The 25482-nt window shown below is 76.7% G+C and carries 19 protein-coding genes; 6 read left to right on the forward strand and 13 right to left on the reverse strand.

Annotation, left to right across the window (positions count from 1 at the left end; translation table 11 throughout):
• Positions 1-5 precede the first annotated feature (5 nt).
• The 11 genes from MF406_RS18935 to MF406_RS16615 form a co-directional block, all read right to left on the reverse strand.
• Positions 6-1970 carry a PH domain-containing protein gene (locus tag MF406_RS18935; protein ID WP_305852973.1) on the reverse strand — a complete coding sequence of 655 codons (1965 nt, stop codon included), beginning with the start codon at positions 1968-1970 and terminating at the stop codon, positions 6-8.
• A complete protein-coding gene (locus MF406_RS16570) occupies positions 1967-2497 on the reverse strand; it encodes a PH domain-containing protein (protein ID WP_242895710.1) in 531 nt (176 codons plus the stop codon). The genes MF406_RS18935 and MF406_RS16570 overlap by 4 nt, the downstream gene beginning before the upstream one ends.
• 82 nt (positions 2498-2579) lie before the next feature.
• On the reverse strand, positions 2580-3065 hold the full coding sequence (locus MF406_RS16575) for a DUF3180 family protein (RefSeq protein WP_242895711.1): 486 nt from the start codon (positions 3063-3065) through the stop codon (positions 2580-2582).
• Positions 3065-4009 carry a 2-amino-4-hydroxy-6-hydroxymethyldihydropteridine diphosphokinase gene (gene folK / locus MF406_RS16580; protein WP_242895712.1) on the reverse strand — a complete coding sequence of 315 codons (945 nt, stop codon included), beginning with the start codon at positions 4007-4009 and terminating at the stop codon, positions 3065-3067. The genes MF406_RS16575 and folK overlap by 1 nt, the downstream gene beginning before the upstream one ends.
• Positions 4006-4851 (reverse strand): dihydropteroate synthase, encoded by an 846-nt coding sequence (folP, locus tag MF406_RS16585; RefSeq protein ID WP_371744534.1) that lies wholly within the window; start codon positions 4849-4851, stop codon positions 4006-4008. Before folP ends, folK begins: the two co-directional genes overlap by 4 nt.
• A gap of 42 nt (positions 4852-4893) precedes the next feature.
• Complete coding sequence (folE, locus tag MF406_RS16590) at positions 4894-5547, reverse strand: GTP cyclohydrolase I FolE (RefSeq protein ID WP_371744676.1); 654 nt, start codon at positions 5545-5547, stop codon at positions 4894-4896.
• A gap of 56 nt (positions 5548-5603) precedes the next feature.
• On the reverse strand, positions 5604-7655 hold the full coding sequence (gene ftsH, locus MF406_RS16595) for an ATP-dependent zinc metalloprotease FtsH (protein ID WP_242895714.1): 2052 nt from the start codon (positions 7653-7655) through the stop codon (positions 5604-5606).
• Between the two features lie 455 nt (positions 7656-8110).
• On the reverse strand, positions 8111-8665 hold the full coding sequence (gene hpt / locus MF406_RS16600) for a hypoxanthine phosphoribosyltransferase (RefSeq protein ID WP_242895715.1): 555 nt from the start codon (positions 8663-8665) through the stop codon (positions 8111-8113).
• 28 nt (positions 8666-8693) lie between these two features.
• Complete coding sequence (locus MF406_RS16605; RefSeq protein WP_242895716.1) at positions 8694-9860, reverse strand: ATP-binding protein; 1167 nt, start codon at positions 9858-9860, stop codon at positions 8694-8696.
• Positions 9860-10918: a zinc-dependent metalloprotease gene (locus tag MF406_RS16610; RefSeq protein ID WP_242895717.1), complete on the reverse strand. Its 1059-nt coding sequence runs from the start codon at positions 10916-10918 to the stop codon at positions 9860-9862. The genes MF406_RS16605 and MF406_RS16610 overlap by 1 nt, the downstream gene beginning before the upstream one ends.
• Positions 10919-10956: 38 nt before the next feature.
• Positions 10957-12576: a D-alanyl-D-alanine carboxypeptidase/D-alanyl-D-alanine-endopeptidase gene (locus tag MF406_RS16615; protein WP_242895718.1), complete on the reverse strand. Its 1620-nt coding sequence runs from the start codon at positions 12574-12576 to the stop codon at positions 10957-10959.
• Positions 12577-12917: 341 nt separating this feature from the next.
• On the opposite strand from MF406_RS16615, the gene MF406_RS16620 reads away from it, so the two are divergent.
• From MF406_RS16620 to MF406_RS16645, 6 genes are all read left to right on the forward strand, one after another.
• Positions 12918-13505: an inorganic diphosphatase gene (locus MF406_RS16620; protein WP_242895719.1), complete on the forward strand. Its 588-nt coding sequence runs from the start codon at positions 12918-12920 to the stop codon at positions 13503-13505.
• A gap of 589 nt (positions 13506-14094) precedes the next feature.
• Complete coding sequence (locus tag MF406_RS16625) at positions 14095-14772, forward strand: DUF559 domain-containing protein (RefSeq protein WP_242895720.1); 678 nt, start codon at positions 14095-14097, stop codon at positions 14770-14772.
• A gap of 268 nt (positions 14773-15040) precedes the next feature.
• Positions 15041-16591 carry an NlpC/P60 family protein gene (locus tag MF406_RS16630; protein WP_242895721.1) on the forward strand — a complete coding sequence of 517 codons (1551 nt, stop codon included), beginning with the start codon at positions 15041-15043 and terminating at the stop codon, positions 16589-16591.
• A 342-nt stretch (positions 16592-16933) separates the two neighbouring features.
• Entirely contained in the window at positions 16934-18301 is a 1368-nt protein-coding gene (locus tag MF406_RS16635; RefSeq protein ID WP_242895722.1) for a bifunctional o-acetylhomoserine/o-acetylserine sulfhydrylase, read from the forward strand.
• Positions 18302-18395: 94 nt separating this feature from the next.
• Entirely contained in the window at positions 18396-19553 is a 1158-nt protein-coding gene (locus MF406_RS16640) for a homoserine O-acetyltransferase (protein WP_242897856.1), read from the forward strand.
• A gap of 224 nt (positions 19554-19777) precedes the next feature.
• The gene (locus MF406_RS16645; protein WP_242895723.1) at positions 19778-21034 is read left to right on the forward strand and encodes an alpha/beta hydrolase; all 1257 of its coding nucleotides are present in this window, start codon (positions 19778-19780) and stop codon (positions 21032-21034) included.
• 7 nt (positions 21035-21041) lie between these two features.
• Here MF406_RS16645 and MF406_RS16650 read toward each other — a convergent pair whose 3' ends face one another.
• Both MF406_RS16650 and MF406_RS16655 read right to left on the reverse strand, forming a co-directional pair.
• Positions 21042-22268, reverse strand: a complete 1227-nt coding sequence (locus MF406_RS16650) for a hypothetical protein (RefSeq protein WP_242895724.1) — start codon at positions 22266-22268, stop codon at positions 21042-21044.
• Positions 22269-22440: 172 nt separating this feature from the next.
• Complete coding sequence (locus MF406_RS16655) at positions 22441-25470, reverse strand: FAD-binding and (Fe-S)-binding domain-containing protein (RefSeq protein ID WP_242895725.1); 3030 nt, start codon at positions 25468-25470, stop codon at positions 22441-22443.
• Positions 25471-25482 lie beyond the last annotated feature (12 nt).

Below are 25482 nucleotides of genomic sequence, written 5' to 3' on the forward strand. Positions count from 1 at the left end.
CCCTATCATCTCTCGGCTGCGGGACCGTCCGGGACGCGGGGGCTTTGCGGTGCGGGGCCGCCCGGCACGCGAGGCTCGTTCGGCTCCCGAGGGTGGTCCGGGACGCCGAACCCGGCCGGCTCGCGGGAGCCGTCCGGAGCACCAGCATTGTCCGACGCGCCGGACCCGCCCGCGCCGGGGCCGTCCGGCATCCGGGACCCGTCCCCGCCGTCGAGGAGCTCCGCCTCGCCCGCGTCCTCGCCCTCCTCGGCGACAGCGGGGGCGACGCGCCGCATCCACTCCTCCGGCCCCTCGGCGGCGCGGGCGGTGCGGGCCCGCGCAGCCTGCTCCAGGAGCAGGTCCCGGGCCGCCGGGGCGGCCAGGTGGTACACAACTGGGGTCACCGGTCCGGGCACCGAGTGCGCGAACAGGTTCGCCAGCCCGAACCGGCGCTCCAGCGGTCCCTGGGTCAGCGCGAGGGACTGGGTGCGCTCGTGCGGCACCACGATGAGCGAGCGGGTCAGCCGGCCGCTGCGCAGGAGCATCGCGGTGCCGGTGATCCGGACGCCCAGGCGCCGCCAGGTGAACGGGTCCAGCCACCGCGCCGAGGCGGGGCTGGTGAGGAAGCCGGCGTCGTCGCCGTCGCCCACCAGGGCCGCGTCCAGCACCGCCGGGACGTCCTCGACCCCCAGGTCGGGCACGACCAGCCAGAGCGAGGTCAGCGCCGCGCCGCGGTCCCCGACCGGCAGGAGCACGGTCTCCACTGGCGCGTTGCCGGTAGCGGTCTCGGACCCGTAGCCGGCCACGTTCATCTGCACCCGCCACCAGCCCTTGCGCCGCCAGAGCAGCGGCTGGGTCAGCGAGACGGCCTGCACCCGCCCGGGCGGCACGGTCTGGGTCCGGGTCTCCAGCAGGCCGTGCCGGAGCCGGATGCCGTCGGGCGAGAGCGCGGAGCGGAAGTTGAACTCCCCGGCGAACCGGCCCCACAGGTACCCGCCCCAGCCCACCAGCGCCGGGAGCGCGCCGAACAGGGTCGCGGAGCTGCCGGTCCAGACGGCGACGACGGCCAGGCCGGCGAGCACCAGGACGAAGACGGGCAGGGCGCCGCCGAGGACCAGTCCGCCGACGATCCGCGTGGGCGGGACCTGCAGGATCTCCTGCTCGGGGGCGGCGGCGACCCGGGCGGGCGGGGCGTCGGGACCGGCGCCGGCGCCGCCGTCAGCGGCGGTGCCGGCGCCGGCCGGGGGCACCTCCAGGCCTGCCGCGCGGGCCATGATCTCGTTGCGCAGGTCCTGGGTCTCCTCCTCGCGGAGGTAGCCGATGATGACGTTGGACTCCCCGCTGCCGGCGGTCTCGACCCGCACCTGGCCCAGGCCGAGGAGCCGGCCCAGCAGGGGCTGGACGACGTCGACCGCCTGGATGCGGTTCAGCCGGGCGTGCCGCTCCTGGCGGAACAGGATGCCGGTGTGCAGGTCCACCGACCGGGCCGTGACGGCGAACTTCGTCCGGCGCCAGGCGAGCACCGAGTAGACGCCGGCGACCAGCGCGACGATGAGCAGCAGGCCGAGCACGCCGAGCAGGGCCATGCTGCGGTACCGGCTCACGGTCTGCCACAGCTCGTCCGGCACCGAGTCGATCTGGTCGGTGACCTGCCACGCCAGGAAGGCGAGGACGCCGACGACGACCTTCCAGGCGTTGAGCAGCGGGGTGACCTTGTGCACCCGGCGCCACGGGCCGCCGTCGACGGGCTCGCCGGCGAGGGGAGCGTCCGGGGCGTCGGCGGGGGCGTCGCCGGGACCGCGACCGACGGCGGGCGCACCGTCCGGACCGCGCCTGCCGACGGCGGCCGCGCCGTCGGGTCCGCGGCTGCCGGTGGGCATCTCCTCGCCCCCCGTGGGGCCTGCGACGGCGGGCGCGCGCTCCTCGCCCGGCGGGCCGACGTCGGCACCCCGCGGGCCACCGCCGGCACCCGGGCGCACGTCCTCGCTCACAGGCCGGCCAGCTTCGCCTCGCCGCGCGCGGTGAGGCGGTCACGCAGCCGAGCCGCGTCGGCCGGCGGCAGGCCGGGGACCTTGGCGTCGGTGGAGGCGGAGGCGGTGTGCAGCTGCACGGTGGCCACCCCGCAGCGGCGGTCCAGCGGGCCGGCGGCCACGTCCACGAACTGCATCCGCCCGTAGGGGACGACGGTGAGGGACCGGAAGAGGATGCCCTTGCGGATGAGAAGGTCGTCCTCGGCCTCGGCGTACCCGATCGCCCGGACCTGGCGCGGGATGAGCCAGGCCGACCAGGCCAGGTCCACGACGACGGCGGCGGTGACCAGCCAGGTCCACCCGCCGACGAGGACGCCCAGCACGATGCCCCCGGCCAGCGGCAGCACCATCCACAACGCCATGGCGACGAGGCGGGCGGTGACCAGGCCGGTGGACACCGGGGTGAAGGTGACGCCGGGCAGGTCGAACGGGGACGCCACGGGGGGCCGCGTCCCGGTGCCGGCGGGCCCGGCGGGGGTCGTGGTCATGTGCTGCTCCTGCTGGTCGACGACGTCCCAGCCTGGCACATGCCGTGCCCGCGGCGGCGGGGCTTCCCGCGCCAGCCCAGACTCAGGCCGCGCTGGCCTGGCCCGGGCCCGGGTGGTCCGGGCCGTCGTCGTCCTCGGGCGGGATGCGGCACCACGCCTCCACCACCAGCGCGACGACGATCAGCGCCAGGCAGGCCAGCAGGGCCAGCCCGGCCGCCCAGGCCTGGGCCTGCGGCAGCGGCGCGCCGAGGTTGCCCAGCGCGAGCAGGAGCTGGGCGGCGAAGTAGCCGGCGAACGCGGCCCCGACCAGGGCGCTGGCCTGCGCGAGCGCGACCACCCGGGCGGCCCCGATCGGGGTGACCCAGGTCGCCTCCCGGCGGACCAGGCGCCGGACGCCGCGGCCGAGGTAGAGCAGGACGACGGCGACCGCGGCCGGCCCGAGGGCGCTCACCAGCGGCACCGGGATCGGCAGGTACCCGCGCCCGTCCAGCCCGGCGAGCACCAGGTACGCCAGCACGCCGACCACCAGGGCGGTCAGGACCAGGGACTGCCAGGTCGTGCGCCGCATCAGCCCTCCCCCGGACCGGCCCAGTCCGCCGCCACCGGCGCCACGTCCTGGTCGGCGACCGCGGCGGCCAGCTCCGCCACGGGCCCGCCGCGCGGGCCGCGGAGCACCGCCGCCGGGTCCGCCGCCGCCCACGGCACCAGCACGAACGCCCGGGCGTGGGCCCGCGGGTGCGGCAGGGTCAGCCCGGGGTCCGCGACCACCAGGTCGGCGACGCTGACGACGTCGACGTCGAGGGTGCGCGGCCCCCACCGCTCGGCCCGGGTCCGGCCCGCGGCGTCCTCCAGGACGTGGGCGAGGTCGAGGAGCTCCACCGGGGCCAGGGTGGTGGCGAGCAGGACGACGGCGTTGAGGTAGTCGGGCTGCCGGGGCTGGCCGGGGGCGAGGACCGGGGCGGTGCGCACCAGCGGGGAGACGGCGGTGACCGTGACCCCGGCGGCGGTGCGCAGCGCGGCGACGGCGGCGCGCAGGGCGGCGGCCGGGTCGCCGAGGTTGCCGCCCAGGGCCAGCACGGCGGGGACGGGCGCGGCGGGCCGGCGGGTGAGGGCCACCGGCCGGGCGTGCCGGCGGACGCGCACCGCGACGTCGTCGAAGGCGACGGTCAGCGGCGCGTGCGGCTTGCGGACGGTGACGTCGACGGCGTGCACCCCGGGCCGGCCGAGGGCGGTGTCGGCGACCCGCTGGGCGAGGGTCTCGAGCAGGTCCACCGGCGGCCCGGCGAGGACCGCGACGACGTCGGCGGCGACGTCGGCGTAGCTGACCGTGGCGGCGAGGTCGTCGGTGGCGGCCGCCGCGCGGGTGTCCAGGTGCAGGACGACGTCGGCGAGGAAGGGCTGGCCGTGGGCGCGCTCGTGCGGCAGGACGCCGTGGCGGCCGTGGGCCCGCAGGCCGCGCAGCCGGACCTGGTCTAACGCGGTGCCGTCCGGGGCCAGGACGGGGCCGGTCACCGCCCGGCCCGCCAGGCGGCGGCCACCCGGACGGCGTCGACGGTGGTGGAGACCTCGTGCACCCGCACCGCCCACGCGCCAGCGGCGGCGGCCAGGGCGCTGACCGCGGCGGTGGCGTTGTCCCGGGCCAGCGGCTCCGCGGCGAGCCGGTCGGGGACGACGCCGGCGAGGAACCGCTTGCGGGAGGCGCCCACGAGCACCGGGTGGCCGAGCCCGGCGAGGGCGTCGAGGTGAGCCAGCAGGCGCCAGTTGTGCGCGGCGTCCTTGGCGAAGCCCAGGCCGGGGTCGAGGACGATCTTCTCGGCGGGCACCCCGGCGGCGCGGGCGGCGCCGACCCGGTCGGTGAGCTCGGCGCGCACCTCGGCGACGACGTCGTCGTAGCGGGCCAGGGAGGTCATGGTGGCGGGGGTGCCGCGCCAGTGCCCCAGGACGTAGACGGCGCCGGCCCGGGCGACGGCGGCCGGGAGGGCCGGGTCGGCGAGCCCGCCGGAGACGTCGTTGACGATGCGGGCGCCGGCGGCGGTGGCGGCCGCGGCGGTGGCGGCGTGCACGGTGTCGACGCTGACCGTCGCCCCGTCGCCGGCGAGGGCGGCCACCACCGGCACGACGCGGTCGATCTCCTCCTCGGGCGCGACGCCGGAGGCGCCGGGGCGGGTGGACTCCCCGCCGACGTCGACGATGTCCGCGCCCTGGGTGCGCAGGTGCCGGGCGTGGGCGATGGCGACGTCGGTGTCGAACCACTGCCCGCCGTCGGAGAAGGAGTCCGGGGTGACGTTGACGATGCCCATGACGAGCGTGCGGTCGGTCGGTGCGCCGGGCAGCGGGACCGGGGCGGTGTTCACCGTCTCAGGCTAACGGGGGGTCTGCCGGAGGTTAACCGCGGGTCAGCCGCGCACCATGAGGCTCATCGCCTCGGCGCGGGTGGCCGCGTTGCGCATCTGGCCGCGGACGGCGGAGGTGATGGTCCGCGCGCCGGGCTTGTGCACCCCGCGCATGGACATGCACAGGTGCTCGGCCTCGACCACCACGAGCGCGCCGCGCGGCGCCAGCCGGGCCACGATGGCGTCGGCGACCTGGGCGGTGAGCCGCTCCTGGACCTGGGGCCGGCGGGCGTAGCCCTCGACCAGGCGGGCGAGCTTGCTCAGCCCGGTGACCCGCCCGTCGGCGGCCGGGATGTACCCCACGTGCGCCACGCCGTGGAACGGCAGCAGGTGGTGCTCGCAGACGGAGTACACCGGGATGTCCTTGACGATGACCATCTCCTCGTGGCCGATGTCGAACACGGCCTCGAGGTGGTCGGCGGGGTCCTCGGCCAGCCCGGCGAACATCTCCGCGTAGGCGCGGGCGACGCGCTCCGGGGTGCCGACCAGGCCGTCCCGGTCCGGGTCCTCGCCGACGGCGCGGAGCAGGTCCCGCACCGCGCGGCGCACGCCGTCGGCGTCGTAGGGCCGGGCCTGCCGGCCGTCGCCGTCGTGCAGCGGGGCGGAGTCGGTGGCCAGCCCGGCCCGGGCGGCGCCGGCCGCGGCGTCGTCGGCCATCGCAGCCCCGCTGCCGGCCGCCACGCCGTTCCGGCTGGTCGGGGCGCCGTCGGCCATCACAAGCCCTCGGCCGGGCCGCCGACCCGGCCGCCGCCGGGGACCTGGCCGATGCCGTCGAGCGGGGTCTCCCCCGCGGCGGCGGCCTGGTCCTCGGGCCGCATCTGCTCCCCGCGGGCCCGCTCGGCGGCGGTGAGCACCGGCGGCAGGTCGCTGACCGGACGGCCGTCGGAGGAGAGCCAGACCGGCCGGGGCGGGCGCTTGCCGACCGGCGCGAAGACCTCGCGCAGCTCGGCCTCGTTCAGGGTCTCCTGCTCCAGCAGCCGCAGCACCAGGTGGTCCAGGACGTGGCGGTACTGGGTGAGGATCTCCCAGGCCTCGTCGTGCGCGCTCTCGATCAGCCGGCGGGTCTCCTCGTCGACGATCCGGGCGACGTCGTCGGAGTAGTCCCGCTCGTGGCCGAAGTCCCGGCCCAGGAACGGCTCGCCCTGGCTCTGGCCGAGCTTGATCGCGCCCACCCGGTCGCTCATGCCGTACTCGGTGACCATCTTGCGGGCGATGGCGGTGGCCTTCTCGATGTCGTTCGCCGCGCCGGTGGTCGGGTCGTGGAAGACGATCTCCTCGGCGACCCGCCCGCCCATGGCGTAGGCGAGCTGGTCGAGCAGCTCGTTGCGGGAGGTGGAGTACTTGTCCTCGGTGGGCATCACCATGGTGTAGCCCAGCGCCCGCCCGCGGGGCAGGATCGTCACCTTGGTCACCGGGTCGGTGTAGCGCAGGGCGGCCGCGGCCAGGGCGTGCCCGCCCTCGTGGTAGGCGGTGACCTTCTGCTCCTTCTCGTTCATCACCCGGGTGCGCTTCTGCGGGCCGGCGACGACGCGGTCGATCGCCTCGTCCAGCGCGCGGTCGTCGATGAGCTGGGCGTCGGAGCGGGCGGTGAGCAGGGCCGCCTCGTTCAGCACGTTGGCCAGGTCCGCGCCGGTGAAGCCGGGGGTGCGCTTGGCGACCATGTCCAGGTCCACGCCGGGCGCCATCGGCTTGCCGCGGGCGTGCACGCGCAGGATCGCGGCCCGGCCGTGCAGGTCCGGGGCCTCGACGGCGACCTGCCGGTCGAAGCGGCCCGGCCGCAGCAGCGCCGGGTCCAGGACGTCGGGGCGGTTGGTGGCGGCGATGAGGATGACGTTGGTCTTGACGTCGAAGCCGTCCATCTCCACCAGGAGCTGGTTGAGGGTCTGCTCGCGCTCGTCGTGCCCGCCGCCCATGCCGGCGCCGCGGTGCCGGCCGACGGCGTCGATCTCGTCGACGAAGATGATGGCCGGGGCGTTGGCCTTGGCCTGCTCGAACAGGTCCCGGACGCGGGAGGCGCCGACGCCGACGAACATCTCCACGAACTCCGAGCCGGAGATGGAGAAGAACGGCACGCCTGCCTCGCCGGCGACGGCCCGGGCGATGAGGGTCTTGCCGGTCCCGGGCGGGCCGTAGAGCAGCACGCCCTTGGGGATCTTCGCCCCCACGGCCTGGAACTTCTCCGGCTCGCCGAGGAACTCCTTGATCTCCTGCAGCTCCTCGACCGCCTCGTCCTCGCCGGCGACGTCGGCGAAGGTGACCTGGGGGGTCTCCTTGGAGACGAGCCTGGCCTTGGACTTGCCGAACTTCATCATCCCGCCGGCGCCGCCCTGGGCCCGGGACAGGAACCACCAGAAGACGACGAAGATGATGACCATCGGGAGCACGAACAGCAGCAGCGAGCTCAGCCAGGACTGCTGCGGCACGACGGAGTTGTACCCCTGGTCGGGGTCGGCGGCGCGGACGGCGTCGACCACCTCCGGGCCCTGCGGGGCCACGTAGAAGAACTCCACCGAGGTGCCGTTGTCGACCTCCCCGCCCTCGCCGTCGTCGGTGGTGTAGGGCTCGCTGAGGGTCATCCGCACCCGCTGGGCGCCCTCGGTGATCTCGACCTGCTCGACGGTGTCCCCGGCGAGCAGCTCCAGGCCCTGGGAGGTGTCGATGCGCTTGGTGCCGGACTGCCCGAGGAGGGACCAGCCCAGGGAGACCAGCAGGAGGACGAGGAGGATCCAGACAAGCGGTCCCCGGAAAATGCTCTTGGCGTTCATCGACTGTGGGCTCCTCGCCCGGTCCCTCCTGCTCGCACGGCTGCCCCGACGGTAGCCGACGTCGCTCGGGCGACGCGGCGCCGACCCCCGCTGTTCGCGCAGGGCGTGGGCCTCGGCGGTGGGCCCCGCGGGTGCGCCCGCAGGCGCGCCCCTGGCGCCGGACGGCCGCCGGTACGTCAGGTCAACGGGGCGGGGCCGTGCCCTGTTCCCGCGGGATTCCCGACGGCGGCCGTGGACTTCCGCGGGAACGCCCGGCGGCGCGACGGCGACGGCGAGGGGGCGGTCGCCGTCGTCCGCCCGGGCACCCCGTGCGAGCCGCCGGCACCGAGACCGGCCGCCATCGTGCGGCCGGACGGCAACCAGACCGCCGCCGTCGTGCCGCCGACCGCACCTGGGCCCGCGCCGCCGTCGTGCCGCCGACCGCACCCGGGCCCGCGGCCGCCGTCGCCGCCCGCTCAGCCGCCGTAGACGTGCGGGGCGAGCGTGCCGACGAACCGCAGGTTCCGGTACCGCTCGGCGTAGTCCAGGCCGTAGCCGACGACGAACTCGGTGGGGATGTCGAACCCGACGTAGCGCACCGGCACCTCCACCTTGGCGGCCTCGGGCTTGCGCAGAAGGGTGGCGATCTCCACCGACGCCGGGCCGCGGGACTGCAGGTTGGTGAGCAGCCAGGACAGGGTCAGCCCGGAGTCGATGATGTCCTCCACGATGAGGACGTTGCGGTCGTGCAGGTCGGTGTCGAGGTCCTTCAGGATCCGGACCACGCCGGAGGACCTGGTCCCCGAGCCGTAGGAGGAGACGGCCATCCAGTCCATCTCGACGGGCAGGTGCAGGCGGCGGGACAGGTCGGCCATCACCATGACCGCCCCGCGCAGCACCCCGACGAGCAGCAGGTCCCGGCCGGCGTAGTCGGCGTCGATCTCGGCGGCCATCTCGGTCAGCCGGTCCTCGATCTGCTCCTGCGTCAGGAGGACCCGCTCGAGGTCCTGCCCCATGTCGGCTGCGTCCACATCGCTCCTCACCCTTGGCCGGCGGCCCTCATCGGCCCGCGGCCGGGCCGAGGTAAAGCCTGCCACACCGCCGCTCGGCCCCGACCCCGCCGGGCAGCGGGATACGGCCCTGGCCGTGGTAGCCGACGACCAGGGCGTCCAGGGCGCCGACGTGCACCGCGGCGAGCGCCGCGGGGGTGGCGCCGGCCTGCCGGGCGGCGGCGTGCAGGGCGCGGGTGCGCAGCGCCGGGTGGGCCGCGGCCAGCGGGGCGAGGTCCAGCACGACGGCGGTCGGTGGGGTGGCGTCGGGCGGTGCGGGGACGGTGGCGGCCGCCAGCAGGTCCGCGGCCAGGGCCTCGAGGAGGTCGGCGTCGCGCCGGAGCTGGTCGGCGGTGCGGGCCAGAGCCGGGACGACGCCGGGCCCCAGGGCGGCGGTCAGGGCGGGCAGCGCCTGGGCCCGCACGGCGGCGCGGCGCAGCGCAGAGCCGTCGGCGGCTCGCCAGGGCCCGTCCGGCAGGTTGGTCGGGTCTTCTTCCGGGATGAGTCCGAGGGCGCGGCACACCGCCTCGGTCTGGCCGCGGCGCAGGCTGAGAAAGGGGCGGCGCCAGATGCCCCGGACCGGCGGCATCCCGGCGAGGGACCGGGCGCCCGAACCACGGGCCAGCCCGAGCAGGACGGTCTCGGCCTGGTCCTCCAGGGTGTGCCCGAGCAGGACGGCGGCGGCGCCGTGGTCGCTCGCCGCGGCGGTCAGCGCGGCGTAGCGGGCGGCCCGGGCGGCAGCCTCGGGACCGCCGCTCGGCTCCTGCCCGCCGTCGGGGCCGGCGTCGCGCTCCTGCCTGCCGCCGGGGCCGGCGTCGTACTCCCGCCCGCCGCCGGAGCCGGCGTCGTCGTCCCGCCGACCACCCCCGCCGCCGTCGGGCCCCCGCCCGCCGACGTGGACGCGGCGCACCTCGACCGGCTCCAGGCCCAGCTCCCGGCAGGCCGCCGCGGCCCGGGCGGCCGCCGTCGCCGAGTCCGGCCGCAGCCCGTGGTCCACGACGACCGCGCCGGCGAGCAGGCCGGCCCGGCGGGCGTGGAACGCCGTCGCCGCGGCCAGGGCGAGGGAGTCGGGGCCGCCCGAGCAGGCCACGAGGACCCGGCTGCCGGGCGGGAGGTCCGCCAGCGCGGCGGCCACCGCGCTGCGGGCGGCGGCGACGGCGGGCGCCGGGCCGCCCATCAGCCGTGCACGCGCCGCACCCAGCTGGCGGGCTCGGCGATCTCCTCCGGGGTTGGCAGGTGCTCGGGGGCGGTCCAGACGGCGTTGAGGCCGGCGTGCCCGAGGAGCCCGACGACGTCGCGGACGAACCGGGCGCCGTTGCGGTACTGGGCGACCTTGGCGTCCATGCCGAGCAGCCGGCGCAGCAGGATGTCGGGGAGGGAGGTGCCGTCGCGGCGCTTCTCGAAGGAGGCCCGGATGCGCCGCACCGAGGGCAGGTACGCGGGCCCGACGGCGTCCATGACCACGTCGGCGTGCCCCTCGAGCAGGCTCATCACGGCGACGACCTCGGCCATCGCGGCCCGCTCGGCCTCGCTGAGGAAGGCCTCCACGAGCGCCCCGCCCAGCTCCTGGCCGGGGGCGGCCGGACCGCCGAGGACGGACCCGACCGTCTGCGCCACCGCCCGCACCGCGCGGACGACCCGGTCCCCGCCGTCGTCGGCGCCGGACACCCCGCCGACCAGGGCCCGCATCCGGCCGGCGAGGTGCTCGGCGAGCCAGGGGGCGGCGGCGAACTGCACGGCGTGGGTCTGCTCGTGCAGGCACACCCAGAGCCGGAAGTCCATGGCGTCGAGGTCGAGGTCGCGCTCGACCCTGAGCACGTTGGGGGCGACGAGGACGAGCCGGCCGGGCCGCGGGGCGGTGGGGGTGAAGGGGTCGAACTGGCCCAGCACGCGGGGGGCGAGCAGCGCGAGGACGACGCCCATCTCCTCCCCAGCGACCCGGGCCGCGGCCGGGCCGGGCACCTCGGGCAGCAGGTCGCCGGTGAGGTGGGCGAACATCTCCACGTTGGCCTGGGCCCAGCGGGGCCGGTCGACCACGTACACCGGGGCCGCGGCGGCGGCCCTGGCCGCACTGTGCAGACCGGTCACCTCGGCCACGTGCGACGGCGCCTCCGCCGCCGAGCCCCGCAGCATCCCGGTCACGGCCTGCAGCTCGGCGCGGGACCCGCGCGGACCGGGCGGGGCGAGGCGGGCGGCGCGGCGGGCCGCGACCTCCCAGTCGACGGCGGCGCTCATAGCCCCAACCTAACCGCCGTAGCTGGCTGCCGCCGCAGCTAGCCGCTGCCGCAGCCGCACCCGGCGAGCGTGGCGGCGAAGTCGTCCAGCGCGGCCCGCGCCCCGTGGGTGGTGCCGACCTGCAGGCCGTCGGCGAGCGCCGCGAAGACGAGGAGGCGCCCGTCGGCGGTCACCACTGTCCCGGCGAGCGCCGAGGCGACGGTCAGGGTGCCGGTCTTGGCGCGCACCCGGCCGGCCTCCTCGCCGGTCAGCCGGCGCCCCAGCGTGCCGTCCAGCCCGCCGACCGGCAGGCCGGGCAGCAGGCCGGCCAGGGTGGGGGCGCCGCCGTCGGACTCGGCGGTGCCCGACCCGCCGTCGGGTGTCCCGCCGTGAGCCGTCCCGCCGGTGGCCGCCAGGGTCAGGACGTCGGCGAGGGCCCGCGGCGGGACCCGGCCGGCCATGTCCAGGCCGCTGGTGTCGCGCAGGTCCGCGCCGGCCAGGTCCACCCCCAGGTCGCTGAGCTGGGCCTGCACGGCGGCGACGGCGCCCGCGAAGTCCGCGGGCAGGCCGCGCTCCACCGCGACGAGCCGGGCCAGGACCTCGGTCACGGAGTTCTCCGACTCCTTCAGCGCGTACCGGACGACGGCACCGACGGGTGCGGACTCCGCGGTGGCGATGGTGGGGGCGCCGTCGGCCGCCGGCTCGCTCTCGGCGTCGGCCGCACGCGCGCCCGCGCCGTCGGCTTCACGCTCACCCTCGCCGTCGGCCGCACGCTCACCCTCGCCGTCGGCCGCACGCTCACCAGCGCCGTCGGCCGCATCCGTCCCGCCCGTTCCCTCGGCCTCGCTCGCCGCGTCACCGGCGCTGCCGGCGAAGCCGGTGGTGCGGGACACCGGCCCGCTGACCGTGACGCCGGCGGCGCCGAGCGCGGCGGTGAAGGCCTCGGCGGCGTCGAGCGCGGGATCCTCCGGGTAGCCCGCCGAGGTGCGGCCGGCATCGACCGCGAGGGCCTGGATGGGCATGACGTAGTTCAGGTCCGCGCCGCCCCAGCCCGGGGCGAGGGTGGGCCCGGTGAAGAGGGAGTCGTCCAGGCTCACGCGCACGCTCGTGGTGCCCTGGTCGGTGAGGGCGGCGGCGGTGTCGGCGGCGAGGTCGGCGAGCCCGGCCCGGCCGTTGACCGCGGCGCCGTCGCCGGCGCCGGCGGCGAGCAGCACGTCCCCGCCGCCGACGAGGACGACCTGGTCGGGCTCGGGCTGGACGACCCGGGTGGTCAGCGTCCGGGCCGGGCCCAGGGCGTCCAGGGCGGCGGCGGCGGTGAGCAGCTTCAGCGTGGAGGCCGGGGTGCGCGCGGTGCCGGGGTCCTGGGCCAGCAGGGTCTCCCCGGTCAGTCCGTCGGCGACGACGACGCCGACGCTGCCGGTGACCCGCGGGTCCTCCTGCAGGGCAGCGACCGCCTGCTCGAGGCCGGCGGTGGTGGGCGCGGGCGCCTCGGGGTCGGCGCCGGCTACCTCGGGCGCCTGGAGCGGACCGGGGAGCGCGAGGCCCGGGAAGGGTACGGGGTCGGCCGGCGCGGGCTCGGTGGTGAGCACCCCGGGGACGACGTCGGCCGCGTCGGCCGTGCCGTAACCGCCGAGTAGCGCGACGACGGCGAGGGCGGCGATCGTCCCGCGTCGACCCACGCTCGTCTCCTTCGTGCTCGGGCTGGCTATGCGCCGTGCGCCTGCCCCGGCTGCCGCCGTCGACGGGCTGCCCGGGTGCCGGCGGCCGTCGGGACGAGCCGCCTGGACCGGCCGCCGTCGGGAGCGGCCAGCGTCGGGACCGGCCGCCGTCGCCGGGGCCGGACCGTGCCGGCAGCACCCGGCCGGCACCCGGGCGCCACCGCCACCGGCGCCCCGCACCCGACGGGCACGGACGCCGTTGGCGTGCGCCACACTAGTGCCTCGCGAGGTCCGGCCAGTCGATGCCGGCGCCGACGAGCCTCGGCCGCCCGGCCGGGACCGGTGACGGAGGAAGGGAAGCCGTGGAGTTCGACGTCACGATCGAGATCCCCAAGGGGAACCGGAACAAGTACGAGGTGGACCACGAGACGGGGCGCATCCGGCTGGACCGGATGCTGTTCACCTCCACGCGCTACCCCGACGACTACGGCTTCATCGAGGAGACCCTGGGCGAGGACGGCGACCCGCTCGACGCGCTCGTCCTGCTGGAGGAGCCCACCTTCCCCGGCTGCCTGATCCGGTGCCGTGCGCTCGGCATGTTCCGGATGAAGGACGAGGCCGGCGGGGACGACAAGGTGCTGTGCGTGCCGGCTGCCGACCAGCGAGCCTCCTGGCGGACCGACATCGAGGACGTCAGTGAGTTTCATCGGCTGGAGATCCAGCACTTCTTCGAGGTCTACAAGGACCTCGAGCCGGGCAAGTCGGTCGAGGGCGCGCACTGGGTGGGCCGGGAGGAGGCCGAGGCCGAGATCCGCCGCTCCTACGCCCGCGCCGAGGAGAACGGGTACAACCGCCACGGTGCTGCCCGTCCGGACGAGGCCATCACCCGCGACGGCGACAAGGAGCACGCCGACCCGACCGGTGCGGGGGACGCCGGGCGGCCCGAGTAGCAGGAGCTTCCCGCTCCGCGGCGGCGATCCCGCACGCCCTCACGCGGCGAGTCTGAGCCGGGCCGCTCCTGACCGCGCTCAGTCCGGGCCCAGCCCGACGTGACAGCGGCCCGAGCCCAGGGGGCCGGGACACCGCAGGCCGACTGCATCCTGTGTAGTCGTTTAAGCGCTTTCCCGTGCCCGGGAAAGCGCTTAAACGACTACAGAGGATGGACGGCTGCCTCGTCGCACCGGCCCGGGTTCGGCTTCTCACCCGATGCGGTGGAGCAGCGAGGTCAACCGACGCAGCTCGGCACCGACGTACACAGCGCCTCCCCGTCCTCCACAGACGTCCCCCGCTGACGCCCGCACGACCGGCCAAGCTCGCCACCCTGGCCCGATGGGCCGGTCATACCACGTACCCGCGGAGCTCCGTGCCGGGCCCTTCGCCGAGTCGACGGCACTGACGCTGATCAGCCGCGCAGAGCTACACGGCCCCGCGTACCAACGCTTGCTGCGCGGGGTGTACATGGTGGCGGGCGAGGTCACGCACGCCGACCGGATCCGTGCCGCTCGTATCGTCCTCCCCAGGACTGCCGTGCTGTGCTGCATGAGTGCCCTGTGGGTGCACGGCGTCACCCTGGCCGACTCCGGCGCGGACGTGGACGTGAACTTCCCCGCCGCGCGACGTCCGCGCCCACGCCAGTACCTCCGGCTCCACAGCGACCAGCTGCTGCCCGACGAGGTCGTCGAGACCGCTTTCGGCCTCGTCACGACACCTGCTCGCACGGCCTTCGACGTCGCGCGCGGCTCCGAGGTCCCCGCCGCCGTCGCGAGGCTGGACGCGCTCGTCCGCGCCACCCGCTGCACAGCGCAGGAGATCCGGTCCATCGCCGCCGCGCACCCGGGCGTCCCGGGCGTCCGGCGCGTACCCACTGCCATCGGGCTCGTCGACCCTGGAGCGGAGTCTGTGCGGGAGTCGATGCTGCGGGTCGTCCTGACGCTCGCCGGTCTGCCGCGACCCGTGACCCAGTACGTCGTGCGCAACGCCAACGGTGCGTTCGTGGCCCGGGTGGACATGGCCTGGCCGGAGTGGCGCGTGATCGTGGAGTACGACGGGAAGCACCACGACGACCCCCGGCAGATTGCCCGGGACCGCGCCCGCATCAACGCGCTGCAGCTCGTCGGCTGGACGGTGGTGGTGGTCGACCGCAGGCAGTTCGCCGACCCGGAGACGGTGGTGGCCATCATCCAGAAGGTGCTGCGCGACGCCGGTGCTCCGTGCTGACTCTTCGGGCTTGGCGTGATGCGCTCTGACCTTCCCGGCACTTGCCGATGCCAAGAGTCTCTCGCCGGCGATCTCCCGCAGTTGCCCTGCCTCAGCAGCCCGCCCACCGCACCGCTCGCGGCAGTGTTACTGATGTGAATAGTGAGGCGGGTGTTCTCAATCTGCCCGATCTCCGCTACGGTCTGGGACCGGGAACCTGTTCGAGTCAACGCGACACGCCGCGCGGGCCGCAGATCGGCATGGAGGACAGCTTGTGACAGCAGCAGGGATGAGGCGCACGCTGGCGTCGGTCGCGGCGCTCGCCATGGCCGGCACGATGGCTGCCTCCACGGCGCACGCCGCCCCCAGCCAGGATGACGTGGACGCGTCGCGGGCCGCCGAGGCCTCCACCTCCGAGCAGATCGCCGGCCTCGAGGTCCAGCTCGCCCAGGTCGGCGCCGAGGTGGACGAGGCGGCCGTGACCGCGCAGGTGGCGAACGAGGCCTACCTGCAGTCCCAGGCGGACCTGGACGAGGCGACGGCGGCGGCCAAGGCCCGCCAGGACGAGGCCGACGCCGCCGCCGCCGAGCTCGACCTCGCCCGTGAGGAGCTGGGCCGGATCGGTGCCGCGCTCTACCGCGACGGCGCGGCCAGCGTGGGCGGCATCGGCCCTTACCTCTCCTCGGCGAGCTTCTCCGAGGCCATGGCCCGGTCGACGGCGCTCGGCCGCCTTGGCGACCAGACCGACAGCCAGGTGCAGCGCTTCAAGGCGATGGAGCAGGTCGCCAGCACGCTGCAGGAGCGGGCCGACGCCGCCGTCGCCGAGCAGCAGGAGGCGACCGAGAACCTCGCGGCCGCCGCCACCGCGGCCGAGCGTGCGGCGTCCGCCGCGCAGACCCAGCTCGCCCGCTCGACCGAGCGCCGCGGCGACCTGATCGCCCGGCTCGCGGTGCAGCGCAACACCACTGTCGAGCTCGAGCAGCAGCGCCAGGACGCGCTCGACGCCGAGCGCCGGGCCCGCCTGGAGCTCGTCGCGCAGGTCGAGGCCGTGCCGGAGGAGCCGGCGGCCGACGGCGATCTGGCCGCTGGTCCGACGGACCTGGTCGTCTCCGCACCGCTGCCGTCCACCCCGGTCACGGGTGACGCTGCCCCGGCGGCCCCGGACTCGGAGCCGAGCCCGACGCCGGCCGCCCCGGCGCCTTCGCCCACCACGCCTGATCCCGCGCCGGCACCGGAGCCCGGGCCTGCTCCGGCGACCGAGCCCGCGCCGGCACCCGAGCCCGAACCGGCACCAGCCCCGGCGCCCGCCCCCGCACCGGCACCCGTCCCCGCACCGGCACCCGTCCCCGCACCGGCACCCGTCCCCGCACCGGCACCGGCACCGGCACCAGAGCCCGCCCCGGCACCGGCTCCCGCTCCCGCTCCCGCCCCCGCACCGGCACCGGAGCCCGCACCCGCGCCGGCACCTCCCGCCAACGCCAGCGCCGGACAGGCAGCGATCGCCTGGGCGCGGACGAAGATCGGCATCCCCTACCAGTGGGGCGGCACCGGCAACCCGGGCTACGACTGCTCCGGCCTGACCCAGGGCGCCTACCGGGCCGCCGGCATGAGCCTGCCGCGCTCGAGCAAGGCCCAGTGGTCCGCTACCGCCCGGGTCTCCCGTGGAGACCTGCGCCCCGGGGACCTCATCTTCTGGAGCAACAACGGCAGCGCGTCGGGGATCTACCACGTCGCCATCTACACGGGCGGGAACATGCGCCTGCACGCCCCCAGCCCGGGCAAGACGGTCGAGGAGGTGCCGATGTACGGCACGCCCCTCGGCTACGGCCGGGTGGCCTGACCCGCTGCCGACCGCAGCCGTTCAACCCCGCGCGAGTCGCGTGCAGCCAGCCGGCGTCCTGCCGGCTGGCTGCCGCCGTCTGCGGCACCCGGCCCCCGTCTCACCATCCGACCACCCGTTGGCCACGTGCCGAACCGCCCCTAGAGTCGCCCGCATGTCCCGTCGAATGTGCCGCCCGACGCGCACGTTCGGCATACCCTGACGCCGGCTCCGTCGCCGGCCGGGCCCCCTGGGCCCGGGGACAACTCTCCGCACGTGCACGTCACGACAGCCCACCTCCGCGCGGGCTGACGGGACCGGCACCGCCCCTCGTCTGCCCGCTCCACCCACCCAGGAGCACCGATGAGCAACGAGAGCGCCACCCCCGACTGGTCCTTCGAGACCCTCCAGATCCACGCCGGCCAGACGCCCGACGCCGCCACCGGCGCGCGGGCCCTGCCGATCTACCAGACCACCTCCTTCGTCTTCGAGGACGCCGCCCAGGCGGCCGGCCGGTTCTCCCTCGCCGAGCCCGGGCCGATCTACACCCGCATCACCAACCCCACCCAGGAGGCCGTGGAGAGCAGGATCGCGGCCCTGGAGGGCGGCGTGGGCGGTCTGCTCGTGGCGTCCGGCCAGGCGGCGGAGACCCTGGCCATCCTCAACATCGCCGAGGCGGGCGACCACGTCGTCGCCAGCCCCGACCTCTACGGCGGCACGTACAACCTGCTGCAGAACACCCTGCCCAAGTACGGCATCTCCACCACCTTCGTGGAGGACCCGGACGACCCGGAGTCCTGGCGCGCCGCCGCCCGGGAGAACACCAAGCTCTTCTTCGGCGAGACCATCGCCAACCCCAAGTCCTCGGTCCTGGACATCGCCGCCGTGGCCGCCGTCGCCCACGAGGTGGGGGTCCCGCTCGTCGTGGACAACACCATCGCCACGCCTTACCTGATCAAGCCGCTGGCGCACGGCGCGGACATCGTCGTGCACTCGGCCACCAAGTACCTCGGCGGGCACGGCACGTCCATCGCCGGTGCGATCGTCGACGGCGGCACGTTCGACTGGTCGGCGGACCCGGCCCGGTTCCCCGCCTACAACACCCCCGACCCCAGCTACCACGGCCTGGTCTTCAAGGACCTCGGCGCCCCGGCGTTCATCCTCAAGGCCCGCGTGCAGCTGCTGCGGGACCTGGGGCCCGCGGTCTCCCCGTTCAACGCCTTCCTCATCGGCCAGGGGCTGGAGACGCTCTCCCTGCGGATCGAGCGGCATGTGGCCAACGCCCGGCGGGTCGCGGAGTTCCTGGAGGGCCAGGAGCAGGTCACCCGGGTCGCCTACGCCTCGCTGCCCTCCTCGCCCTGGTACGAGCAGGCCCAGCGGTACGCGCCCGAGGGCGCCGGCGCCGTCCTGGCGTTCGAGCTCGCCGGCGGCTATGCCGCGGGCCTGGCCTTCGTCGACGCGCTGCGGCTGCACTCCAACGTCGCCAACATCGGCGACGTCCGCTCCCTGGTCATCCACCCCGCCTCCACCACGCACTCCCAGCTCGGCCCGGCGGACCTCGCGGCCGCCGGCGTGAACCCGGGGCTGGTGCGACTCGCGGTCGGCATCGAGCACATCGACGACATCCTCGCCGACCTCGAGCTCGGCCTGGCCGCCGCCGCGTCCTTCACCGCGGAGACGGCGACGGCGACCGGCACCGGCGCGGCGACGGCGACCGCGGCGGGGGCCTGAGGTGTCGGGCTGTCCGGACGCCGTCGACGGCGGCCGCGAGCCGGGGCGGCACGGGCCAGCCGCCGCGGGCGGGCCGCACCTCCCCGCCCGGCCGGTGCGCCGCGCCGTCGACCCGGCCACCATCCCGGCCACCGGCGCCTGGCGGGAGGGGGACGACCCCGGGCCCCGGCGCTTCGCCGACCTCGGCCCGCTGCCGCTGGAGGCGGGCGGGCGGCTGCCGGCGGTCCGGCTCGCCTACGAGACCTGGGGCGAGCTCAACGCCGCGGGCGACAACGCCGTCCTGGTCCTGCACGCCCTGACCGGCGACTCCCACGTCACCGGCCACCCCGGCGAGCCGACGGGGGCGGGCTGGTGGTCGCAGGTGGTGGGGCCGGGCCGGGCCATCGACACCGAGAAGTACTTCGTGGTCGCCCCCAACGTCCTCGGCGGTTGCCAGGGCTCGACCGGGCCCTCCTCCCCCGCGCCGGACGGCTCCCCCTGGGGGTCCCGCTTCCCGACGCTGACCGTCCGGGACCAGGTCGCGGCCGAGCTCGAACTCGCCGACCACCTCGGCGTCGGGCGGTGGGCGCTGGTCGTCGGGCCCTCGATGGGCGGGCACCGGGTGCTGGAGTGGGCGGTTACCGCGCCCGAGCGGGTGGCCGCGATCGCCGTCGTCGCCTCCACCGCCCAGACCAGCGCCGAGCAGATCGCCTGGGCGCACACCCAGCTCGCCGCGATCGAGCTGGACCCGCGGTGGCGCGGCGGGGACTACTACGGCGCGGGCCCGGGCGAGGGCCCGCACACCGGGCTGGGCCTGGCCCGCCAGATCGCGCACACCACCTACCGCAGCCCGGCCGAGCTCGACGCCCGGTTCGGCCGGCTGCCGCAGCACGCCGAGGAGCCGCTGAGCGGGGGCCGGTACGCGGTCCAGTCCTACCTGGACCACCACGCCGGCAAGCTCGCGCTGCGGTTCGACGCCGGCAGCTACGTCACGCTCACCCGGGCGATGATCACCCACGACGTCGGCCGGGACCGCGGCGGGGTGGAGGCCGCCCTGGCGCAGGTCCGGGCGCGGACGCTGGTCCTCGCGGTCGACTCCGACCGGCTGTTCCTGCCTTCAGAGTCCGAGCGGATCGCCGCGGCCGTGCCGGGCGCCGGCCCGGTGGCGTACCTGCGGTCCCGGTTCGGCCACGACGGCTTCCTCATCGAGCACGACCAGGTCGCCGCCCACCTGGGCCGGTTCCTGCGCTCGGTGGCCCCGGTCCTGCGCTGACGGGTCGGGCGGGTCCTGTGCTGGCCGGGCCGGGTCCGGCGCTGACGGCCCGGTCCGGCGACGGCGGGCCGGTCCGGCGACGGTGGCCCGGCCCGGCGACGACGGGCCGTACCTACGCTGATCGGTCCAGCACGGACCTGATCGGTCCTCAGCTGGCCGGCCCCGGTCCGGCGACGGCTGCCCGGCGGCGCCCGCCCCGTCGTCGGGCACGGCATCATGGCGGCATGAGCAAGGAGCCCGACGTCGACCGGTCCGGGCCGGACGGGTCCCGACCCGAGGAGCCCCGGGAACGGTCGCGGCCGCTCCGGTCGCGGCCGGACCGGTCGCGACCGGACCGGTCCGGGCAGGAACGGTCCCGGCCAGCCCGCTCCAGGCCCGCCGTCGCCGAGCCGCCGCCCGACCCGGACGCCGCCGTCCCCGAGGACGCCGTCAACTTCCCGCCCGCCCCGCCGACGGACCGCTGGGCCGAGGACGTCCTCGGCTCCGGGTTCCAGGCCCGGACCCTCCCCCTGCACGACGACGACGAGGGCGAGGTCGTCGCCACGCTGGTCCGGCACGTCCCGGTCGAGGACCCCGGCGCTCTGCCCGGCACGCCCTCGACGCCCACCTTCGCCGTGCTGTACCTGCACGGCTGGAACGACTACTTCTACCAGCGCGAGCTGGCCCGGCAGTGGTCGGCGCTCGGCGCCGCCTTCTACGCCGTGGACCTGCGCAAGTACGGCCGGTCCCTGCGCGAGCACCAGACCCGGGGCTACGTCGAGAGCCTGTCCACCTACGACGAGGACATCCACGCCGCCCTGCGGGTGGTGCGGGCGGCGCACGGCGTGGGCACCGACCTGGTCCTGATGGGCCACTCCACCGGTGGCCTGACCGCGGCGCTGTGGGCGCACCGCCACCCCGGGGCGCTGCGCGCCCTCGTGCTGAACTCCCCCTGGCTGGAGCTGCAGGGCTCGGCGCTGCTGCGCACCGTGTCCAGCCCGCTCGTCTCCTCCCTCGCCCGGCTCCAGCCCAAGGCCGTCATCCCGACGGCGGACCCCGGCTTCTACCAGCGGACCCTGCTGGGCTGGACCGACGCGGACGGGCCGGTGCCGACCGGGGAGGAGGACGACCCGTTCGTCACCGGCTGGGGCCCAGAGCCCCGGTGGCGCACGAGCCCCTCGGCGCCGGTGCGCTCCGGCTGGCTCGCGGCCGTGCTGGCCGGGCACGCGCAGGTCGCGGCCGAGCTGCAGATCTCCTGCCCGGTGCTCGTGCTGACCTCGGGCCGGTCGTTGATCAGCCCGCGGTGGTCGGCCCAGATGCGCGAGACGGACACCGTGCTGGACGTGGAGCAGATCCGCCGGCGGGCGCTGCACCTGGGCCCGCTCGTCACCCTCGCCCGGTTCGACGGCGCGATCCACGACGTCACCCTCTCCGCCCGGCCGGTGCGGGAGCGGGTGTACAGCGAGCTGCGTCGCTGGTCCCGGGCGTACGTGCTGCGCTGAGCAGGCGTCAGCTCGGCCCCGAGCTCCGGCCGTCCGTCGTCTGCTCGGCCCGGACCTCGCCGAGGTTCGGGCCGGTCTCGCCGCCGAGCCGCCACACCCGCCAGCCGTCGACCTGCCGGCCGGAGGCGGCCCGGGCGGCGGCGTCGGGGTCGGTGTGCACCGTGCCGTCCGCGACGACGATCGTGCCGGCGGTGGTGAGGGTCGCCTCGTGCCGGATCCCGCGCCGCAGCTGGGCCCACACCAGGGGCACGTCCTCGTCCAGCGTCGCGGCGACGGCGGCCAGCCCGTCCGCGGCCGACGCCGGCTCCTCGCCGCCCCCCACCCGCTGCCCGCCGCCCACCACCCGCTGCCCGCCGCCCGCGGCCGGTGCCGGCTCGGCTCCGGCTGAGGCAGCCGGCGCCGACGTCCTCGCGGCCCCGGCTGCGACCGGTACGGCACTGTCGCCGGTGCCGCGGTCCGTGCCGGTGTGGGCACGGTCGTCGACGCGGTCTGTGCCGACGGGGAAACGGTCGCCGTCGCCGTCAGCACCACGATGGAGACCGTTGGCTCCCGGCTCGGCACCGTCGTCGCCGGGGCGGGCGCCGTCGTCGACCGTTCGGCCGACGGGCAGGGCCAGGCCGGGGCGCCGGGCCGGGGCGAGCACGGGCGCGGACGGCGCGAGCAGGTCCGGGCGGAGCTCGGTGACCTCGAGGAGCTGGCGGCCGCTGCCGGTCTGCCGCACGGTGATCTCGTGGACGACCACCCCCGAGCCGCCGAGCGCCCCGAGCGCCTGACGCACCTCGTCGGCGACCCGGGCGGCGACCAGGATGAGCCGCGGCCCCGGCTCGGGCCGGGCCGGCGCGGTCTCCCGGAAGGCGGCCCAGTCGCGGCGGAGGGCCGCCGGGCCGCTCGGGTACAGGACGCCCAGCTCGGCCCAGCCCAGCTCGGCGCTGCGGGCGGAGCGGGACAGCGCGGCGACGAGCGCGGCGGCGTCCAGCCGGTCGACGACCTCCACCGTCACCACCTGCGCGGCGGCGTCCATCGCGGTGAGCCGCCGCGGCGAGGGCTCGGCGCTGGCGAGGGTGCCGGGCCGGCGCGACGCGTCGTGCCACCGGACCGGGAAGAGCCGGCGCCGGACGACGTCGAGGACCTGATCCCGCACGGCCTGCAGGAGCTCGGGGGCGATCTCGTCGGGGCCCGGCTGCCCGACCTCGGCCGGGACGAGGCGCTCCCCGTCGTACTCGAACAAGGACATGCTGCGTCGACCTGACGTGACTCGCGGTGGCTGGGTCAGCCCGATCATCTCACGGGACCGGACGCCCTCCGTCCGGCGTGGGCCGGCTACCGGTGACCCGCCCCCGCCCCCTGGGGCTGGCTACCGCTGGCCGGCTCCCCTACCGGTGACGGGCTCCCGGTAGCCGCCCGCGCTACCGCTGGCCGGCGAGGAGCTCGGCGAGGTGGGTGCCGCGCCGGCCGGCGAGCTGGGCGGCCTGGGTCCGGCAGGAGTAGCCGTCGGCGAGGTAGACGGTCTGCGGGCCGGCCTCGCGCAGCGCCGGCAGCAGCGCGTTCTCGGCGACGGCGACCGAGGTCTCGTAGTGCCCGGCCTCCATGCCGAAGTTCCCGGCCAGGCCGCAGCAGCCGGCCAGGCGGGTGACGGTCGCCCCGGTGCGGGCCAGCAGGGCGGCGTCGGCGTCCCACCCCATGACCGAGTGGTGGTGGCAGTGCGGCTGGGCGACCACGTCCACCCCGGCCAGGGACGGCGGCTGCCAGTCCGGGCCTGGGCCCAGCGGCGCCGGCGCGGTGAGCAGCTCGGCGAGGGTGTGGGCGTTGGCGGCGACCATCGGGGCCCGGGGGTCGTCCGGCAGGAGGTCGAGGAGGTCCGAGCGCAGCACCGCGGTGCAGCTCGGCTCGACGCCGACGATGGGGATGCCGTTCGCCGCGTAGGGGGCGAGGACCCCGAGCAGGTGCCGCAGGCGCTTCCGGGCGCCGTCGAGCTGGCCGGTAGAGATCCAGGTCAGCCCGCAGCAGGCGGGCTCGTCCGGGACGACGACGGTGTAGCCGGCCTCCTCCAGGACGTGCGCCGCGGCCCGGGCCCCGGCGCCGTCGAGCGTCTCGGAGAACGTGTCGGCCCAGAGCACGACCCGGCGGGGGGCGCGGTCGACCGCCCGGGCACCGCCGCCGGGCACGGGGCGGGGGTCGCCGTCGGACGTCCGCGCACCGCCGCCGGGCACGGGCGCGGCACCGCCGCCGTCCACCTGGCGGAGGTCGCCGTCGGACGTCCGCGCGCCGCCGTCGGGCCCCCCCTCGCCGCGCCGGCGGAACCACCGCGAGAACCGCTCCTCGGCGAAGGTAACCATCTCCCGCCGCGGGTCCATCCCGCCGGCGCGCAGCACGAGCCGGGCGAGCGGGCGCCAGGACAGCACCGCGTTCGCCAGCCGCGCCACCGCCGGCACGGCCGTGACCAGCGTTGTCCAGCGGGGCAGCTGGCCCAGGGCGTAGTGGTTGACCGGCCGCACCCGCCCGGCCCAGGTGCGGTGGAGCACCTCGGACTTGTACTTCGCCATGTCCACCCCGGCGGGGCAGTCGGCGGAGCACGCCTTGCAGGACAGGCACAGGTCCAGGGAGTCGCGGACCGCGGCCGAGCCCCAGTCGGTGACCATGGACCCGTTGGTCAGCTCCTGCAGCACCCGGGCGCGGCCGCGGGTGACGTCCTTCTCGTCCTTGGTCGCCCGGTAGCTCGGGCACATGAAGCCGCCGGAGCCGGAGGTGTCCGCCCGGCACTTGCCCACGCCGGTGCAGCGGTGCACGGCGGTGGTGAAGTCGCCGTCGTCCTCGGCGAAGGCGAACCCGCCGCGGGCGGGGACGCGGCGGGCGTGCGGGCGGCGCAGGTCCGCGTCCAGCGGGCGGGGGTCCACCACGACGCCCGGGTTCAGCCCGCCGGCCGGGTCGAACAGCGCCTTGACCTGCCCGAAGAGGTCGATGACCTCCGGGGCGTACATCCGGGTGAGCAGCTCGGAGCGGGCCAGGCCGTCCCCGTGCTCCCCGGACAGCGACCCGCCGTAGCCGGCGACCAGGTCCGCCGCCGCCTCGAGGAACTCCCGGGACGGGCCGATCCCGGCCGGCGTCTCCAGCGGCAGGTCCAGGCGCACATGCACGCACCCGTCCCCGAAGTGCCCGTACAGCAGCCCGTCCACGCCGCGGTCGGCCATCAGCGCGGTGAAGTCGCGCAGGTAGTCGCCCAGCCGCTCCGGCGGCACCGCGGCGCCCTCCCAGCCCGGCCAGGCCGGGGACCCGGCCGGGGTCCGTCCACCCAGCCCGGCGCCGTCGGCCCGGATCCGCCACAACGCGGCGGCCTGCGCGCCGGCCGGCACCACCCGGGCCGCGGCGGTCCCGCCGTCGGCGGCGAGCGCCCGGGCGCGGGCCAGGACGTCGGCGTCGGACTCCCCCGGCTCGGCGCCGACCTCCACCAGCAGCCAGCCGGCGCCGGCGGGGAGCTCGGGCACCGCGCCGGCGCCGCGGTGGCGGCGCACGACGTCGACCAGCCGGGCGTCCAGGCCCTCCACCGCCAGCGGGCGGTGGGCGAGCAGCGCCGGCACGGCGTCGGCGGCGGCGGGCATGTCGGGGTAGCCGAGCGCGACGACGACCGGTGCGGCGGGCACCGGCACCAGGGCGAGGGTGGCGGACAGGACGGTGACCAGCGTGCCCTCGGTGCCGACCAGCATCTTCGCCAGGTCGGTGCCGTGCTCGGGCAGCAGGTGCTCCAGGGAGTAGCCGGAGACCTGCCGGCCGAAGCGGCCCAGCGCGGTGCGGATGGTGGCCAGGTTCCTGCGCACCAGCCCGGCCAGGCCGGGGACGGCGTCGAGGGAACCGGCGCCGGCGCCGGCGGTGAACCGCCGGCCCTGCCCGTCCACGACGTCCAGCGCCCGGACGTTGTCGGCGGTGCGCCCGTAGGCCACGGCGTGCGGGCCGCAGGCGTTGTTGCCGATCATCCCGCCCAGGGTCGCCCGGTCCTGGGTGGAGGGGTCGGGCCCGAACCGCAGCCCGTGCGGGGCGGCCACCGCCTGCAGGGCGGACATCACCACCCCGGGCTGGACGACGGCGGTGCGGGCCTCGGGGTCGAGCGCGAGGACCTGGTTCATGTGCTGGGCGAAGTCGAGCACGACGCCGGGGCCGACGGCGTTGCCGGCCACCGAGGTCCCGGCGCCGCGGGCGGTGACCGGCACGCCGAGGCGGCGGGCGACCGCGAGCGCGGCGAGGGCGTCGTCGGCGTCCCGGGGGCAGACGACCACCCGCGGGGGCACCCGGTAGCTGGAGGCGTCGGTGGCGTACTCTGCGCGGCGCCGGGCGGAGTCGTCCACCTCGCCGTCGACGGCGGCCCGCAGCTCGGCGACGAGGTCCCGGGCGGCGGCGTCCGGCGTGGCGGCGTCGACGGCGGCCGGCCGGCGCGGGATGCTCACGCGCGCCAGTGT

Source organism: Georgenia sp. TF02-10 (assembly GCF_022759505.1).
Lineage (GTDB): Bacteria > Actinomycetota > Actinomycetes > Actinomycetales > Actinomycetaceae > TF02-10.